Annotated in this window: 12 protein-coding genes; 10 read left to right on the top strand and 2 right to left on the bottom strand. The window is 37.3% G+C overall.

The annotated features are described in order from the left end of the window. Positions 1-99: 99 nt before the first annotated feature. Entirely contained in the window at positions 100-1,086 is a 987-nt protein-coding gene (locus KORDIASMS9_RS13555) for a hypothetical protein (protein ID WP_114903351.1), read from the bottom strand. Positions 1,087-1,246: 160 nt separating this feature from the next. On the opposite strand from KORDIASMS9_RS13555, the gene fumC reads away from it, so the two are divergent. Next, positions 1,247-2,644, top strand: a complete 1,398-nt coding sequence (gene fumC, locus KORDIASMS9_RS13550; protein ID WP_114903350.1) for a class II fumarate hydratase — start codon at positions 1,247-1,249, stop codon at positions 2,642-2,644. Positions 2,645-2,893: 249 nt separating this feature from the next. Here fumC and KORDIASMS9_RS13545 read toward each other — a convergent pair whose 3' ends face one another. Continuing rightward, on the bottom strand, positions 2,894-3,661 hold the full coding sequence (locus KORDIASMS9_RS13545) for a carbonic anhydrase (RefSeq protein WP_114903349.1): 768 nt from the start codon (positions 3,659-3,661) through the stop codon (positions 2,894-2,896). A gap of 191 nt (positions 3,662-3,852) precedes the next feature. Here KORDIASMS9_RS13545 and KORDIASMS9_RS13540 point away from each other — a divergent pair, with 191 nt between their 5' ends. The 9 genes from KORDIASMS9_RS13540 (at position 3,853) to KORDIASMS9_RS13500 (ending at position 17,737) form a co-directional block, all read left to right on the top strand. Further along, positions 3,853-4,395 carry a DUF4287 domain-containing protein gene (locus KORDIASMS9_RS13540; protein ID WP_114903348.1) on the top strand — a complete coding sequence of 181 codons (543 nt, stop codon included), beginning with the start codon at positions 3,853-3,855 and terminating at the stop codon, positions 4,393-4,395. Between the two features lie 456 nt (positions 4,396-4,851). Beyond that, entirely contained in the window at positions 4,852-8,541 is a 3,690-nt protein-coding gene (gene purL, locus KORDIASMS9_RS13535) for a phosphoribosylformylglycinamidine synthase (RefSeq protein WP_114903347.1), read from the top strand. Between the two features lie 187 nt (positions 8,542-8,728). After that, on the top strand, positions 8,729-10,504 hold the full coding sequence (locus tag KORDIASMS9_RS13530) for a long-chain fatty acid--CoA ligase (RefSeq protein ID WP_114903346.1): 1,776 nt from the start codon (positions 8,729-8,731) through the stop codon (positions 10,502-10,504). A gap of 354 nt (positions 10,505-10,858) precedes the next feature. Next, positions 10,859-11,323 carry a MarR family winged helix-turn-helix transcriptional regulator gene (locus KORDIASMS9_RS13525; protein ID WP_114903345.1) on the top strand — a complete coding sequence of 155 codons (465 nt, stop codon included), beginning with the start codon at positions 10,859-10,861 and terminating at the stop codon, positions 11,321-11,323. 77 nt (positions 11,324-11,400) lie between these two features. Further along, positions 11,401-13,806: a 3-hydroxyacyl-CoA dehydrogenase/enoyl-CoA hydratase family protein gene (locus tag KORDIASMS9_RS13520; protein WP_114903344.1), complete on the top strand. Its 2,406-nt coding sequence runs from the start codon at positions 11,401-11,403 to the stop codon at positions 13,804-13,806. A 102-nt stretch (positions 13,807-13,908) separates the two neighbouring features. Further along, positions 13,909-14,256, top strand: coding sequence for a four helix bundle protein (locus tag KORDIASMS9_RS13515; protein WP_114903343.1), 348 nt, complete (start codon positions 13,909-13,911; stop codon positions 14,254-14,256). A gap of 42 nt (positions 14,257-14,298) precedes the next feature. Next, the gene (locus tag KORDIASMS9_RS13510; RefSeq protein ID WP_114903342.1) at positions 14,299-15,489 is read left to right on the top strand and encodes an acetyl-CoA C-acyltransferase; all 1,191 of its coding nucleotides are present in this window, start codon (positions 14,299-14,301) and stop codon (positions 15,487-15,489) included. Positions 15,490-15,529: 40 nt separating this feature from the next. After that, on the top strand, positions 15,530-15,895 hold the full coding sequence (locus KORDIASMS9_RS13505) for a four helix bundle protein (RefSeq protein ID WP_240321052.1): 366 nt from the start codon (positions 15,530-15,532) through the stop codon (positions 15,893-15,895). 27 nt (positions 15,896-15,922) lie between these two features. Then, entirely contained in the window at positions 15,923-17,737 is a 1,815-nt protein-coding gene (locus tag KORDIASMS9_RS13500; RefSeq protein ID WP_114903340.1) for an acyl-CoA dehydrogenase family protein, read from the top strand. Positions 17,738-17,882 lie beyond the last annotated feature (145 nt).

The following is a 17,882-nucleotide window of genomic DNA, read 5'->3' as shown; positions in this document are numbered from 1 at the left end:
TTCTGATTTTATTGATTATGAGTTAGATACCCAATATACTAAAAATCCAAGCAACTATGCTCAATTACTTTTACGTGATTTGCGCTGTAAGATTAAATATTAAAAACGATTCATAACAGACTCACATACTATAAAATCTTTCTGATCATTTGTGCGTGTTTCCATTGCATGTACATCAACGGTCCGAAGCGTTACAGGATAAGGTCCGTCAATCACCAACGCTGTTTTATCACGTGAATTCCATCTCAAAAAAATCATTGAATGTTCAAACTTCCCATCGGCTTTACGCATAAATATATCGCCAGGTTTTGGTGTATATGCCTTTTCATTCTTTTCATTTAAAAACCTATTTCTTCCATTATGATAGTAATACGTTCTTTTTTTACTTTTAAAAATAAGATACAACTGTTCCGTATAGGTAATATCTCTAAATACTGATTTTGGTTTATTCCTAAAATCTCTCCAACATTCAGTTTCATGCAAATACCACGACGCAAATTCACTACATTCATAGCTTATCCAGCCTCTATATTTTGGGTTATCTCCATATTGATCGTAGCCTTTGGCGCTCGTTCCACTCTTACCAATATCTTTGGCTGATAACGCTGCTGCTGGATGATTTCTACTGGTCAAACCTGCATATCGCATCAAATGACGTTCTATAAAAGGAGTTAAATACACTTCACTATTCCCTGAACGTAGCACGCGATTAAAAGTGGTGTTTAATAATAATGGAATATCTTTTATAGCACCACCAACAACTTCGTGATAATGTATAACTAAGGTCATTTTTTTAATATCAATTTTACTCGTTCCACCACTATTCTTAAAATAAATCTTATCCCAAAACGAACGATGATTCAAACTTCCTAACACTTGCAGATTGTGCGTCGTATCTGGAAAATCGGAAACTTCAAGACAATGCGTAGCCGTTCTATTCAATTTAATTTTTAGTTCAATACGTCTTCCTTCAAAATTCTCAAAAACCAAACTTCGAGTCATATCATTACTGGCGGGTGTTTTGGTTTCTATTTTTAAAGTAATTGACTGTGGAAGTTTAATAGATGTGGAAGTTTTTGCTTGCATAATGAACTAATTATAAGGTTACACTTTTTCTCAAGTAAATATCAAAAATCCAACCTAGAAATACTTCCGTGAAAATCCCCAAATGAAAGCGTGTTTTCCCCTTTTTTTAATTCCTTTTCACGCAAAAAGTTGTAATTTTGCACTGCTAAAACGAATCCACATGGAATACAGAATAGAGAAAGATACCATGGGCGAAGTAAAAGTTCCCGCAGATAAAATTTGGGGAGCACAAACAGAACGCTCAAGAAATAATTTTAAAATCGGTGCGCCAGCAAGTATGCCACTAGAAGTTGTATACGGTTTTGCATATTTAAAAAAAGCAGCTGCCTTTACCAACTGCGAATTAGGCGTATTACCTATTGAAAAAAGAGATTTAATTGCAACGGTTTGTGATGAAATTTTAGAAGGAAAACACGACGATCAATTTCCATTAGTGATTTGGCAAACAGGTTCTGGAACGCAATCCAACATGAACGTGAATGAAGTTATTGCCAACAGAGCACATCAATTGGCTGGAAAAAAAATTGGCGAAGGCGAAAAAACCATTCAACCAAATGATGATGTCAACAAATCACAATCGTCAAACGATACGTTCCCAACAGGAATGCACATTGCAGCCTACAAGAAAATTGTAGAAACAACCATTCCTGGTGTTTCACAATTACGCGATACCTTAAAAAAGAAATCGGAAGAATTTAAAAATGTTGTAAAAATTGGACGTACACACTTAATGGATGCAACGCCGTTGACATTAGGACAAGAATTCTCTGGGTATGTTTCACAATTAAATCACGGTTTAAAAGCCTTAGAAAACACCTTACCACATTTAAGTGAAATAGCATTGGGTGGAACTGCCGTTGGAACAGGATTAAACACGCCAAAAGGATATGCAAAGCGTGTTTCTGAATTCATCGCACGTTTTACGGAATTGCCGTTTATCACTGCTGAAAATAAATTTGAAGCCTTAGCCGCGCATGATGCCATGGTAGAAACACACGGTGCTTTAAAACAATTAGCCGTTTCTATCAATAAAATAGCAAATGACATTCGTTTAATGGCTTCTGGACCGCGTTCAGGAATTGGCGAATTGATCATTCCTGCAAACGAACCTGGAAGTTCTATCATGCCAGGAAAAGTAAACCCAACGCAATGTGAAGCTATTACCATGGTGTGCGCACAAGTGATGGGGAATGATGTTGCGGTAACCGTTGGTGGAACGCAAGGACACTACGAACTCAATGTTTTCAAACCAATGATGATTGCTAACGTATTACAATCGGCGCAACTACTTGGAGATGCTTGTGTAAGTTTTGATGTAAACTGTGCGTCAGGAATTGAACCAAATCACGGACGCATTACAGAATTAGTGAACAATTCATTGATGTTAGTTACTGCATTAAACACTAAGATTGGATATTACAAAGCAGCAGAAATTGCCAATACCGCACACCAAAACGGAACAACCTTACGTGAAGAAGCTGTCAACTTAGGCTATGTAACTCCAGAAGAATATGACGAATGGGTAAAACCAGAAAATATGGTTGGTGCCATGAAATAAGCGTCGCTAACTGAATATATTGAAAACCGCACTGAAAATCATTTTAGCGCGGTTTTTTTGATTTAAAAATTTATAAAAACAGTCTATTCATTTCCTCATAGTTTTTTCTTATTCCAATTTACATTTAAAATGGTGTTTTGGATGCGAAGTTGCTTTGGCTGTATAGGATGCTGTGAATGGTTTGCATAGCCTTAGCTACGGAAAGTATTCGCAAAGAACTATACTACCAAATGAACGAGTTTATAAACATCATTTTATGTGTAAATTGGTATTATTCCATAAAGCATTTGTATCTATATTTGCTTTGCCACTTTTTAATTTATAATACCCAGAATAAATCTCAACTCCAGAATTCCTTATACTTTCTCTAATGATTTTAGATTTATATACAAGCGCATCTGCATTATTCGCAACATTTCGTTTAGTAACGCTTTTTAAATCACTATCGTTATGCTTACAAGTATTATAATAATCTTCATCGGTAATTTTAGACTCACATCCACTATAATATACAGCTGGTAGTATATGTTCTACTAAATGTTCAAGATTTTCACTCGCTGCTGGTTCATTGGACATGGCGGCTTTAACAGCACCACAACCTTCATGTCCCAACACTAAAATGAACTTACAGTGTAACTTCGCCACAGCAAATTCGATACTAGCAATAGAAGAAGTATTGGCAATATTTCCTGCCACACGTACCACAAACAAATCTCCAATTCCTGTATCAAAAATCAATTCTGGCGGCACTCTACTATCGGCACAACTCAATATAATGGCAAACGGTTTTTGCCCATTGGCAGCTGTGTTTTTCCTTCTAATAGTTGATTGATTTGGGTGAATCATATCATTAGTATCACATTCTGTTACAGGTTGATTACACTTTTTTTTTGAAAGAGCAAAACGTCTATTCCCAGATTTTAAACGCTTTAAAACTTTTTTAGGATTATTTCGATGTTTAAAATCTCCTAAACACTTTTCATTTTGTTCACATTCTAATTCTTCTTGCGCACTCATAATTATAATTTGATTAGTTAATTGTTAGAAATGTACGTATAAAACTACATATTAATTAAAAAACTTCCTGAAAACCTGTTTTTTTGGAATGAATGAAGAAAAACCAAGAACAAACGCAAATACAAGTCAGTCTTTCGCTTCCAAAAATTATTTTAATCTCTTTCTGATCAGAATCACCTAAAAACAACAACATGGACAAAGCTTTAGAAACGATGATTGCAAACATGCCTGAAAAAACAGGGAAATCATTAGAAGAATGGTTGACACTTCTCAAAACAAAAACCTTTGCAAAACATTCAGAAGCGGTCAATTTTCTAAAAAAAGAACACAATGTTACACATGGTTTTGCCAATACGATTGTACATTTATCCAAAGAAGATAACACAGAAACGGTAGATTTAGTCGCGTCGCAATACGAAAAAAAGCCAGACTTAAAACCCATCTACGACACTTTAAAAGCATATATAGAAACACTAGGAAACGACATCGAATTCGCGCCAAAAAAAGCCTATGTCAGTGTGCGTAGAAAAAAGCAATTTGCCATCATTCAACCTTCTACGAAAACACGTTTAGATCTCGTTTTAAATCTAAAAGGAAAAGAAGCTACCGATGTTCTAGAAAATTCGGGAAGCTTTAATGCCATGTGTTCCCACAGAATTCGCCTCACAAACCCTGCAGAAATCTCAGAAGCTGTAAAAAACTGGATCAAAGAAGCCTATGAAGCCGCTGGATGATGTTTTAATGTAACAATTGTTCAATGTAATAATGTATCAATTTGATCATTAAAAACTAAAACACTAAATGCTAAACAACTCTAAATCAGATATTAATATTTGGGTATTAGGAATTGGTAGCGTTTCAAACAAAAAGTAATTTAGAAAAGAACTATTTTCGTCAAGCTGAACTTGATTCAGCTTCCCATAATAATGAGTAAGATTTCGCAACAAACGCGGAATAAAAGTAAAACGAGTCTATTTTAGGTATTTGGTATTAGTCAAGTTCTAAAAACCACTAGAAATTCTAAGAAATTCCAGAATACTTAGGAACAAATCTAAAAGCAAAGCAAGCCTAAAAACATCTTGTTCAAAACCTCGTGAATAACTCCCAAATTATCAACTCAATTTTAAGCAAAAATACCAACAAATAGCTTAAATTTGCATTTTTAAAAACAACAACACAAACTTCACATAATGATTCATTTCTTTGGAAACGTACACAGCAAAGTATTTGCCGTTCAAACAGTAAAAGAATTATCAACAGAAAATGTTGCCAAGTTGAACTGGCTTTTTGGCAACACTACGAAAATCGAACAAGCATCCTTAGATGCTTTTTTTGTTGGGCCTAGAGCCGCAATGATTACTCCGTGGAGTACGAATGCCGTAGAAATTACCCAAAATATGGGCGTAGAAGGCATCATCCGAATTGAAGAATTTAAAACTGTCGCTGAAGATTTTTCAGAGTTTGATCCAATGATTTCTCAGAAATTCAACGGTTTACATCAAGATACATTTACAATCGACATTGAACCAGAAGCCATTTTGGACATTGACGATATTGCTGCCTACAACGAACAAGAAGGTTTGGCGCTAAGTTTAGAAGAAATTGAATATTTAGACAATCTTGCCAAGAAACTAGGCAGAAAATTGACGGATTCCGAAGTATTTGGCTTCTCACAAGTCAACTCAGAACACTGTCGACACAAAATTTTCAACGGAACATTTGTCATTGATGGCGAAGAAAAACCAACGTCACTTTTCAAACTTATCAAAGAAACCTCAAAACAACATCCAAACGATATTGTGTCTGCTTACAAAGACAATGTGGCTTTTGTAAAAGGGCCAAAAGTGGAACAATTTGCGCCAAAAACAGCCGACAAACCTGACTTTTACCAAACACAAGAATTTGAATCTGTCATCTCGCTCAAAGCGGAAACACACAATTTTCCAACCACCGTGGAACCTTTTAATGGAGCCGCTACAGGTTCTGGAGGAGAAATTCGCGACCGATTGGCTGGTGGACAAGGTTCGCTGCCACTAGCTGGAACCGCAGTATACATGACTTCCTATTCGCGCCTAGAAAAAGGCAGGTATTGGGAAGAAAAATTCAAAGCAAGAAATTGGTTGTACCAAACACCGATGGACATCTTAATAAAAGCATCAAACGGAGCTTCTGACTTTGGAAACAAATTCGGGCAACCACTAATTTGTGGTTCTGTCTTAACCTTTGAACACGAAGAAAACGCGTCTTCCAGTTCGGCGAAAGCGAGAAAATTAGGATACGATAAAGTCATCATGCAAGCTGGTGGAATTGGCTACGGAAAAGCGTCGCAAGCCATCAAAGACGTTCCAAAAACGGGCGATAAAGTTGTGATTTTAGGTGGAGAAAACTACCGAATTGGAATGGGCGGCGCAGCAGTTTCTTCCGCAGATACCGGAGAATTCTCCACAGGAATTGAATTAAATGCGGTTCAACGTTCCAATCCGGAAATGCAAAAACGTGCGGCAAACGCCATTCGTGGAATGGTAGAAAGTGACGAAAATTACATCGTTTCCATTCACGATCACGGCGCTGGTGGACATTTAAACTGCTTGTCAGAATTGGTAGAAGAAACTGGTGGAAAAATTGATTTGGACAAATTGCCTGTAGGCGATCCAACGCTGTCTGCCAAAGAAATCATCGGAAACGAATCGCAAGAACGTATGGGCTTGGTGATTGCAGAAGAACATCTTGAAACACTCCACAAAATCGCGGAACGTGAACGTTCGCCAATGTATACGGTTGGAAATGTAACAGGAGACGATCGTTTTACATTTGAATCGGCTACGAAAGGTGACAAACCTATGGATTTGGCACTGAGCGATATGTTTGGAAGTTCGCCAAAAACGATCATGACAGACACAACTGTTGGGCGTAATTATAAAAATCCACGATACAAAACGAAAAACATTCATATCTATCTCGATCAAGTATTGCAGTTAGAAGCCGTAGCCTGCAAAGATTGGTTAACAAACAAAGTGGACCGTTGCGTCGGCGGAAAAGTTGCCAAACAACAATGTGTGGGTGCACTACAAATTCCGTTGAACAATGTTGGTGTTATGGCATTGGATTACAACGGAAAAGAAGGAATTGCAACGTCTATTGGACATTCGCCAATTTCTGGATTGATCAATCCTGTAGCAGGAAGTCGCAATTCTATCACAGAAGCGTTGACAAATATTATTTGGGCACCATTAAAAGACGGTTTGCAAAGTGTTTCATTGTCTGCAAACTGGATGTGGCCGTGTAAAAATGAAGGTGAAGATGCGCGCTTATACGAGGCCGTTCAAGCGATTTCAGAGTTTTCTATCGCTTTAGGAATCAATGTCCCTACCGGAAAGGATTCCTTGTCAATGAAACAAAAATATCCTGATGGAGACGTCATTTCCCCAGGAACCGTAGTTATATCTGCGGCAGCGAACTGTACCAAAATAAGCAACGTAGTAGAACCAGTTTTACAACAAAATGGTGGAAACATTTACTATATAAACATCTCGCAAGACGATTTTAAATTGGGCGGAAGTTCGTTCAATCAAACATTAAATACCATTGGAAATGAGGCGCCAAACGTAACCAATGCAGCGTACGTAAAAACTGTTTTCAATACGATTCAAGACTTAATAAAAGACGATAAAATAGTAGCGGGACATGATATCGCTTCGGGCGGATTAATCACAACGTTACTTGAAATGTGTTTTGCAGATGTCAATTTAGGCGCGAACTTGGATCTTTCTAGTTTGGGCGAAGAAGATTCAATCAACCTATTATTTGCTGAAAATGCAGGAATTGTTTTTCAAGCAGATGCTTCTGTTGAAGAAACGCTCAACGCAAATAATATTGAGTTTTTCAACATTGGAAACGCAACTGATTCGGCAACGGTAAACATTAAAAATAACGAAGATTCATTTACGTTTGATGTTGCTCAGAAAAGAGATGTTTGGTATAAAACCTCGTTCCTACTCGATCAAAAACAAACGGCAAATGGTTTGGCACAAGATCGGTATGACAATTATAAAAATCAACCGTTAACATATAGGTTTCCGACACATTTCACTGGCAAATTAAAAGACGTGGTAGGTGGTCGAGCGAAGTCGAGACCAAAAGCTGCGATCATTCGTGAAAAAGGTTCAAACTCTGAACGCGAAATGGCAAACGCCATGTATTTAGCGGGATTTGATGTAAAAGATGTGCACATGACCGATTTAATTTCGGGACGTGAAACCTTAGAAGATATTCAATTTATTGGCGCTGTTGGTGGATTTTCAAATTCAGATGTATTAGGTTCAGCAAAAGGTTGGGCAGGTGCATTTTTGTACAATGAAAAAGCGAATACGGCGTTGAAAAACTTCTTTAAGCGAGAAGATACCTTATCTGTCGGAATCTGTAATGGTTGCCAATTATTTATGGAATTGGAAGTCATCAATCCAGAGCATGATGCACATGGAAAAATGACCTACAACGATTCTCAAAAACACGAAAGTGCGTTTACTTCGGTAAAAATTCAAGAGAACAATTCCGTGATGCTTTCTAGCTTAGCAGGAACGACTTTAGGTGTTTGGATTTCTCATGGAGAAGGAAAATTTAAACTCCCGCATGACGAAAGCAAGTATGCAATTGTTGCCAAATATGGATATGAAGGCTATCCGTCGAATCCGAATGGTTCCGATTTCAACACTGCCATGATGTGCGATGCTACGGGAAGGCATTTGGTTACCATGCCACATATTGAACGCTCTACGTTTCAATGGAATTGGGCAAATTATCCAGCAGGACGCAACGACGAAGTGTCTCCATGGTTAGAAGCATTTGTCAATGCAAGGTTATGGATTGAAGCTAAAAATTAGTAACTCAAATTCAATAAAAACATAAAAAAGACTTGTTCAACGTGACAGGTCTTTTTTATTTGACTTCACAATTAAACTGCCAATTAATTATAAATTTCTCATAAAATCACAGGCTTTTTTAACATTCTTTTGAAAATGGCTCACAAATTTCATAATTTGCAATTTCATAAAAAAACCAAATCAGAGAATGACGAATGTAACCCGATTATTTGATTTTCCTTATTATCAATTAGCAAATTATCCCTTAGCAAAATCCCTTACTACCTTTAGTAATGGTGAATGGATTTCCACATCAACACAAGAATATTTAGATAAAGCAAACGCTATCAGTAGAGGTTTGTTGCGTTTAGGCGTACAACCGAATGATAAAATTGCGGTGATTTCTACCAATAATAGAACCGAATGGAATATTATGGACATTGGCGTGTTGCAAATTGGCGCACAAAATGTCCCAATTTATCCAACCATTGCCAAAGAAGATTATGAATATATTTTGAATCACTCAGAAGCTATTTATTGTTTTGTGTCGGATGAAGAAATTGTAGAAAAACTAAATGCGATTAAAGGAAATACCAAGCTAAAAGGTGTGTATACTTTTGATCAAATTACGGGAGAAACCAACTGGTCAGAAATACTAAAACTTGGAGAAGATACCAGCAATGAAGATGAGTTACAAGCACGAAAAGATGCGGTAACTCCAGAAGATTTAGCCACCTTAATATATACCTCTGGAACCACAGGAAAACCAAAAGGTGTCATGTTAGCGCATAGCAACTTGGTTTCTAACGTATTGGACAGTCAAAAACGTGTTCCATTACACAACGGACAAGCAAGAGCGTTGAGTTTCTTGCCTGTTTGTCACGTATTTGAGCGTATGATTTTATATTTATATCAATACTGTGGCATTGAAATTTTCTTTGCAGAATCTATTGAAAAAATCAGCGACAACTTAAAAGAAGTGAAGCCAAACGTAATGACGGCAGTTCCGCGTTTGTATGAAAAAGTATATGATAAAATTTACGCAAAAGGTGCTGATTTAACAGGAATTAAAAAGAAATTATTCTTTTGGGCGATTGAACTCGGATTGCAATACGAACCATACGGCAAAAACGGTTGGTGGTATGAATTCCGATTGAAAATAGCGCGCAAACTTATCTTTAGCAAATGGCAAGAAGGTTTGGGCGGAAACTTAGAACTCATGGTTTCTGGAAGTGCACCATTGCAAGCACGATTGACACGTGTATTTGCAGCCGCAGGAATTCCGATCATGGAAGGATATGGATTGACGGAAACGTCGCCAGTAATCACTGTAAACGATCAGCGTAACGGCGGATTCCGAGTAGGAACGGTTGGACGTGTGATTGATAACGTTAAAGTAAAAATTGCCAACGATGGCGAAATTTTGGTCAAAGGTCCAAATGTAATGCAAGGCTATTACAAAGATCCTGAAAAAACAGCAAGTGTTATGACGGATGGATATTTCCATACAGGTGACATTGGAGAAGTCTGTGACGACGGTTTCTTAAAAATTACTGATCGTAAAAAAGACATGTTCAAAACGTCGGGAGGAAAATATGTCATTCCTGCGTTGATAGAAAACCGATTCAAACAATCGCGTTTCATAGAGCAAATTATGGTGATTGGTGAAGGCGAAAAAATGCCAGCAGCTTTAATTCAACCAAACTTTGAATTCATCAAAGATTGGATAGAAAAGAAAGGAAAAAACATTGGAAAAACAGAAAAAGAAATCTGCGCTTCCGAAGAAATCATAAAACGTATTCAAAAAGAAGTGGACGAAGCCAATAGCAACTTTGGAAAGTGGGAACAAATCAAACGTTTCGAACTCATTCCGAAAGTCTGGTCCATTGACGGTGGCGAACTCACACCAACGATGAAGATGAAGCGAAAAGTCATCAAAGAAATCTACAAAGACTACTGCGAAAAAATATACGATCGCGCTTAAAAATATCAAAACCGCTCAAGAGATTGAGCGGTTTTTTTTAATAAAAATCTGAAAAATAGACTTTCTAAGAAGTTTATAAAAACGTCATTCTGGACTTGACATAGAATCTCATCACATTAATTATTAATCTTTATGTGAAATCGAACTTGATTCGGTTTCACGAATTCTAGAATTTTTAAACAGTTTTTTCATCCTCAACAAATAGCTGCAACAATATAAAATTCTCAATTCCTAATCATTTTTCTACCACTCTTCTACTCCAACTCCTAAAATTTTACCAAATCCATAAAATTATTTTTTATTTTATTATGCGTGCATAGTATTTTTTCATATATTTGAAGCACAAACAACTATATGAAAGAAAAAACAATAGATCATGTAATGCGAGCTACATGGCAAGCCATTTCCAAAATGTACAATGAGGAAGCAGGAAAATATGGCAGCACCATGGCAACAGGGTTCACATTACTAAGCATCGACCAAGAAGAAGGAACACCATCTACCGCACTAGGTCCAAAAATGGGTATGGAAGCCACCAGCCTTTCACGCACCTTAAAAGGTATGGAAGAAAAAGGACTCATCTACAGAAAAAAGAATCCGAAAGATGGAAGAAGTGTGTTAATCTGTTTGACAGAGTTTGGTAGAGAAATGCGAGATGTTTCTAAAACGACCGTATTGCGCTTCAACGATGCCATTCGCGCTAATATTAATGAAGAAAAACTAAAAAATTTCTATGAAGTTTCAGAAGTCATTCTAGAATTGATTAGTAACAAAAAAATATACAGCTCTGAAATAGAAGCTACCGCAGAAAATAAATAATAACCAAGAATATACTTAAAATCTACGTATTCAATATCGAATAAATTTTGACTAACAATTTAAAAATTGAAAAAAAGATGAAACGACCAATTAACAAAATAGCAGTCATCGGTTCTGGAATCATGGGTTCTGGAATTGCCTGTCATTTTGCCAATATCGGAGTCGAAGTGTTGCTACTAGACATAGTACCTTTTGAACTCAACGACAAAGAAAAAGCGAAAGGTTTAACGCTTGAAGATGCAATCGTACGCAACAGATTGGTGAACGACAATCTGAAAGCATCACTAAAATCGAAACCATCTCCTATTTACTCACAGAAATTCGCTAATAGAATCTCTACAGGGAATTTAACAGATGATATTCACAAAATAAAAGATGTCGACTGGATTATTGAGGTTGTTGTAGAACGATTAGACATCAAACAAAAAGTATTCGAGCAAGTTGAAAAACACAGAAGGCCAGGCACGTTAATTACATCAAACACGTCTGGAATTCCGATTCAATTTATGAATGAAGGTCGCAGCGAAGATTTCCAAAAACACTTCGCAGTCACGCACTTTTTCAATCCGCCACGATACTTAAAACTATTTGAAGTAGTTCCAGGACCAAACTGTAGCCAAGAAGTGACTGACTTCTTAATGATGTATGGAGAAAAGTTCCTTGGAAAAACATCCGTATTAGCAAAAGATACACCTGCATTTATTGGAAACCGTATTGGAATCTTCGGAATTCAAAGTCTATTCCATCAAGTAAAAGAATTAGGCTTAACTATTGAAGAAGTTGATAAATTAACAGGACCCGTAATTGGACGTCCAAAATCAGCGACTTTTAGAACGGTTGATGTTGTCGGCTTAGATACATTAGTACACGTTGCAAACGGAATCTACAAAAACTGTCTAGACGACGAAGCGCACGATTTATTCAAACTACCAGATTTCATCGAAACCATGATGGAAAACAAATGGTTGGGAAGCAAAACAGGACAAGGTTTCTACAAGAAAACGGTAACTGCAGAAGGTAAAAAAGAAATCCTTTCGTTAGACTTAAATACGTTAGAATATCGTGAAAAGAAAAGAGCCAAATTTGCGACGCTCGAACTTACAAAAACTATCGACAAACCAATTGATCGCTTCAAAGTATTAGTTGGTGGAAAAGATAAAGCGGGCGAATTCTACCGTAAAAACTTTGCAGCCATGTTTGCGTATGTTCAAAACAGAATTCCTGAAATCTCTGACGAATTATACCGAATTGACGATGCCATGAAAGCTGGTTTCGGATGGGAAAATGGACCTTTCGAAATTTGGGATGCGATTGGTATTGAAAAAGGAATCGAACTCATGAAAGCAGAAGGAAAAGAACCTGCTGCTTGGGTAACGGAAATGGTGGAAGCTGGCGAAAAAAGTTTCTATACCGTAAAAGATGGTGCAACGTACTATTATGACATTCCAGCGAAAGTGCAGACCAAAAAACCAGGTCAAGATGCTTTCATTATTCTAGACAACATTCGCAAATCGAACGAAGTTTGGAAAAACAGTGAAGCGGTTATTGAAGACTTAGGCGACGGAATCATCAACTTAGAATTCCAATCAAAAATGAACACGATTGGTGGTGGCGTTTTAGCGGGAATCAACAAAGCGATTGACTTAGCTGAAAAAGATTTCCAAGGATTAGTCATTGGAAATCAAGCAGCCAACTTCTCTGTTGGAGCCAACATCGGAATGATTTTCATGATGGCTGTCGAGCAAGAATATGACGAATTGAACATGGCAATAAAAATGTTCCAAAACACGATGATGCGTGCGCGTTACTCTTCTATTCCTGTAGTTGTGGCTCCTCACGGAATGACATTGGGTGGCGGATGCGAACTTTCGATGCATGCTGATAAAGTAGTCGCTGCGGCGGAAACGTACATTGGTTTGGTTGAATTTGGTGTCGGAGTAATTCCTGGCGGTGGAGGATCTAAAGAAATGGCGTTACGCGCTTCGGATACGTTTAGAAAAGGTGATGTAGAATTGAACGTACTGCAAGAACACTTCCTAACCATCGGAATGGCAAAAGTAGCAACGTCTGCGTATGAAGCATTCGATATGGGAATCTTACAAAAAGGAAAAGATGTGGTAGTTGTAAACAAAGATCGTCAAATCGCAACGGCAAAAGCACATGCAAAACTGATGGCAGAATCTGGATACACGCAACCAGTTCGTAGAAAAGACGTAAAAGTCCTTGGAAAACAAGCGTTGGGAATGTTCTTAGTAGGAACTGACGCCATGGAAGCAAGTAACTACATCAGTGAACACGATCATAAAATTGCCAACAAATTGGCGTATGTAATGGCTGGTGGCGATTTATCAGAACCAACATTAGTAAGTGAAGATTACTTATTAGACCTTGAACGTGAAGCATTCTTGAGTCTATGTACAGAGCGTAAAACCTTGGAACGTATTCAGCACATGTTGAAAACTGGGAAACCGCTTAGAAACTAAAAATAGTCTTGAGATATTAGTAGTGAGAATTGAGACAAGTTCTAAGAAACATCTCAATACTAAAACTAAATACTAATATCTCAAAACTCAATACTAAATCAAATGCATAAAGTAGATAATTTAAAAATATGGACAAAGTCAATAGCCTTGACGAAAGCTGTATATCTACTTATTGCTGATTTACCAAAGGATGAAAAATTTGGGTTAACATCTCAAATAAAAAGAAGTGCAGTTTCTATTCCTTCAAACATAGCTGAAGGTGCTGGAAGAAATTCTAACAAAGAATTTAAGCATTTCTTAGGTATTGCAAATGGTTCTAATTACGAACTACACACGCAATTGTTATTAGTAATAGAGTTAAATCTCATACACAAAAAAAAAGTACAACCAATAATTGAGCAGTGTATTGAAATACAGAAAATGAATTATGCTTTTCAGCAGAAACTCTAATCTCAATACTAAAAACTCAATACTCAATACTATTCATTGAAAATGAAAACAGCATACATAGTAAAAGCATACAGAACAGCCGTTGGAAAAGCTCCAAAAGGTGTGTTCAGATTTAAAAGAACGGACGAATTGGCAGCCGAAACGATTCAATACATGATGAATGAATTGCCAGATTTTGACAAAAAACGTATTGACGACGTAATTGTTGGAAACGCAATGCCAGAAGGTTCGCAAGGACTCAACATGGCACGTTTGATCTCACTTATGGGATTAGACATTGTAGATGTTCCCGGAGTGACGGTAAACCGTTTTTGTTCCTCAGGATTAGAAACGATCGGAATGGCAGCGGCTAAAATTCAAGCAGGAATGGCAGATTGTATCATTGCCGGTGGTGCCGAAAGCATGAGTTCTGTTCCGATGACAGGATTCAAAACAGAATTAAACTACGACATCGTAAACGCAGGTCACGAAGATTATTACTGGGGAATGGGAAATACGGCAGAAGCTGTTGCCAACCAATTCAATGTTTCTCGTGAAGATCAAGATGAGTTTGCATACAATTCACATGTAAAAGCATTGCGTGCGCAAGCAGAAAATCGTTTTCAAGATCAAATCGTTCCTATTACGGTAGATCAAACCTATATTGATGAAAACGGAAAAAAAGCAACAAAAAGTTACACCGTAACCAAAGATGAAGGTCCACGTAAAGGAACAAGTACAGCAGTATTAAATAAATTGCGTGCAGTGTTCGCTCAAGGCGGAAGTGTTACTGCTGGAAACTCTTCTCAAATGAGTGATGGTGCGGCTTTTGTATTGATCATGAGTGAAGAAATGGTGAAAGAATTAAATCTTGAACCGATTGCACGTTTGGTAAACTATGCTGCGGCAGGTGTAGAACCACGCATCATGGGAATTGGCCCTGTAGCTGCAATTCCAAAAGTATTAAAGCAAGCAGGATTACAACAAAACGATATTGAGCTCATCGAATTGAATGAAGCCTTTGCTTCACAATCGTTAGCCGTAATGCGCGAATTAAACTTAAACCAAGACATCGTCAACGTAAATGGTGGCGCTATTGCTTTAGGACATCCATTAGGTTGTACAGGCGCAAAACTATCGGTGCAACTATTTGACGAAATGCGCAAGCGCGACATGAAAGGGAAATACGGAATGGTCACCATGTGCGTAGGAACAGGACAAGGCGCTGCTGGAGTTTTTGAATTTCTTAACTAAGAAGCAAGATTGTTAGAAACAAGAACCAAGACTTTTAATTGTGCATAATTTTAAAAAACTGAACATTTGGATAGACGGAATGGAAATCGTAAGTGAAACGTACAAGCTCACGAAAACTTTTCCCGATAACGAAAAATTTGGATTAACCTCTCAAATGAACCGATGTGCAGTTTCAATTCCTTCAAATATTGCGGAAGGAACAAGTAAAAGTTCTGATAAGCATTTTAATAAATATTTAGAAGACAGTTTAGGTTCTGCTTTTGAATTAGAAACACAATTAATAATAGCTTACAGAGAAAAGTATCTAACAGAAGAAAAATACAACATATTAATAAAAAAGATAAATCAGTTACAAAAAATGATTTCAGGATTTAAAAGTAGACTTAGTAAAAGTCTTGACTCTTGACTCTTGATTCTTAAATCCATAAAAAAAATGAGCACAGAAACAGTAAAAACAGACATCTTACGTGGAGGGCAGTTCCTCGTAAAAGAAACAAAATGTGAAGACGTATTTACTCCAGAAGATTTTTCGGAGGAACAAATCATGATGAAAGAATCCGTAAAGGAATTTGTAGACCGTGAAGTTTGGCCACACAAAGAACGCTTTGAAAAGAAAGACTACGCATTGACGGAAGAAGTAATGCGCAAAGCAGGAGAATTAGGATTTTTGGGAATCGCAGTTCCTGAAAAATATGACGGAATGGGCATGGGATTTGTCTCTACGATGTTGGTGTGTGACTATATTTCTGGTGCCACAGGTTCTATTGCAACCGCTTTTGGAGCACATACAGGAATTGGAACCATGCCAATTACATTATACGGAACAGAAGAGCAGAAACAAAAATATGTGCCAGCATTAGCTGCTGGAGAAAAGTTTGGTGCATATTGCTTAACGGAACCAGGTGCTGGATCGGATGCAAATTCTGGAAAAACAAAAGCAGTTCTATCGGAAGATGGAACACATTACTTGATTTCCGGACAGAAAATGTGGATTTCCAATGCTGGTTTTGCAGAAGTATTCATCGTGTTTGCACGTATAGAAGATGACAAAAACATCACTGGATTCATTGTTGAGTTTGACAGAGACAATCCAAACGGAATCACACTTGGTGAAGAAGAACACAAACTAGGAATTCACTCCTCTTCTACGCGTCAAGTATTCTTTAATGAAACAAAAGTTCCTGTAGAAAACATGCTTTCTGAACGAGGAAATGGTTTCAAAATTGCCATGAATGCTTTAAATGTAGGACGTATCAAATTGGCAGCAGCCTGTTTAGACGCACAACGTCGTGTCATCACAGAAGCTACCAAATATGCAAACGAGCGTATTCAATTTAAAACACCAATTGCAAAATTTGGAGCGATCAAAGCGAAATTAGCAGAAATGGCTACTTCATGTTACGTGGGAGAATCTGCTTCGTACAGAGCTGCGAAAAATATTGAAGACCGAATTGCAATTCGTGAAACAGAAGGAAACACACACCAAGAAGCGGAATTAAAAGGTGTAGAAGAATACGCGATTGAATGTTCAATCTTAAAAGTAAAAATCTCAGAAGACACGCAAAAAGTAACGGACGAAGGAATCCAAATTTTTGGAGGAATGGGCTTTTCAGCAGATACACCAATGGAATCTGCTTGGAGAGATGCACGAATTTCTCGTATCTATGAAGGAACCAACGAAATCAACCGTATGTTGGCTGTAGGAATGTTGGTGAAGAAAGCGATGAAAGGTCATGTTGATTTATTGGGGCCTGCTATGAAAGTGGCGGACGAATTGATGGGAATTCCATCATTTGACATTCCAGATTATTCTGAACTATTCTCAGAAGAAAAAGAATTACTAGGAAAGTTGAAAAAAGTATTCCTAATGGTTGCTGGATCGGCTGTGCAGAAATTTGGGCCAAAATTAGAAGAACACCAACAATTACTAATGGCGGCTTCTGACATCTTAATTGAAATTTACATGATTGAATCTTCCATCTTACGTACTGAAAAGAACGCAAAACGTTTCGGAGAAGATTCTCAAGAACTTCAAATTGCGATGACAAAATTAAACTTGTTCAACGCCGTAGAAAAAATCACGAGTAAAGCAAAAGAAGGAATCGTTTCGTTTGCAGAAGGTGACGAGCAACGTATGATGTTAATGGGATTAAAGCGTTTCACAAAATACGCAAACATGCCAAACGTAGTTGCCTTACGTAACCAAATTGCAGAAAAAATGACCGCAGAAAACGAATATTGTTTCTAAAATATTAAAAAAAAATTCTAAACTTTAGATAGGTTTTAGAATTTAGTTGTTTGTGAAAAGCCATCTCATTGAGGTGGCTTTTTTTTATGATACATCGTCTCAAATAATATGTACTTTTCAATAAGCTCACAACACAAAAAAAATA

Origin of the sequence: Kordia sp. SMS9 (genome assembly GCF_003352465.1) — a bacterium.
Taxonomy (GTDB): domain Bacteria; phylum Bacteroidota; class Bacteroidia; order Flavobacteriales; family Flavobacteriaceae; genus Kordia.
The sequence above is the reverse complement of the archived record's forward strand: the minus strand, read 5'-3'. Positions and strand labels throughout refer to the sequence as shown.

Coding starts and splice junctions, on each gene's coding strand:
- purL (WP_114903347.1), top strand. CDS start 4,852: ATGATTCATTTCTTTGGAAACGTACACAGCAAAGTATTTGCCGTTCAA.
- KORDIASMS9_RS13530 (WP_114903346.1), top strand. CDS start 8,729: ATGACGAATGTAACCCGATTATTTGATTTTCCTTATTATCAATTAGCA.
- KORDIASMS9_RS13525 (WP_114903345.1), top strand. CDS start 10,859: ATGAAAGAAAAAACAATAGATCATGTAATGCGAGCTACATGGCAAGCC.
- KORDIASMS9_RS13520 (WP_114903344.1), top strand. CDS start 11,401: ATGAAACGACCAATTAACAAAATAGCAGTCATCGGTTCTGGAATCATG.
- KORDIASMS9_RS13540 (WP_114903348.1), top strand. CDS start 3,853: ATGGACAAAGCTTTAGAAACGATGATTGCAAACATGCCTGAAAAAACA.
- KORDIASMS9_RS13545 (WP_114903349.1), bottom strand. CDS start 3,661: ATGAGTGCGCAAGAAGAATTAGAATGTGAACAAAATGAAAAGTGTTTA.
- KORDIASMS9_RS13510 (WP_114903342.1), top strand. CDS start 14,299: ATGAAAACAGCATACATAGTAAAAGCATACAGAACAGCCGTTGGAAAA.
- KORDIASMS9_RS13555 (WP_114903351.1), bottom strand. CDS start 1,086: ATGCAAGCAAAAACTTCCACATCTATTAAACTTCCACAGTCAATTACT.
- KORDIASMS9_RS13515 (WP_114903343.1), top strand. CDS start 13,909: ATGCATAAAGTAGATAATTTAAAAATATGGACAAAGTCAATAGCCTTG.
- KORDIASMS9_RS13500 (WP_114903340.1), top strand. CDS start 15,923: ATGAGCACAGAAACAGTAAAAACAGACATCTTACGTGGAGGGCAGTTC.
- fumC (WP_114903350.1), top strand. CDS start 1,247: ATGGAATACAGAATAGAGAAAGATACCATGGGCGAAGTAAAAGTTCCC.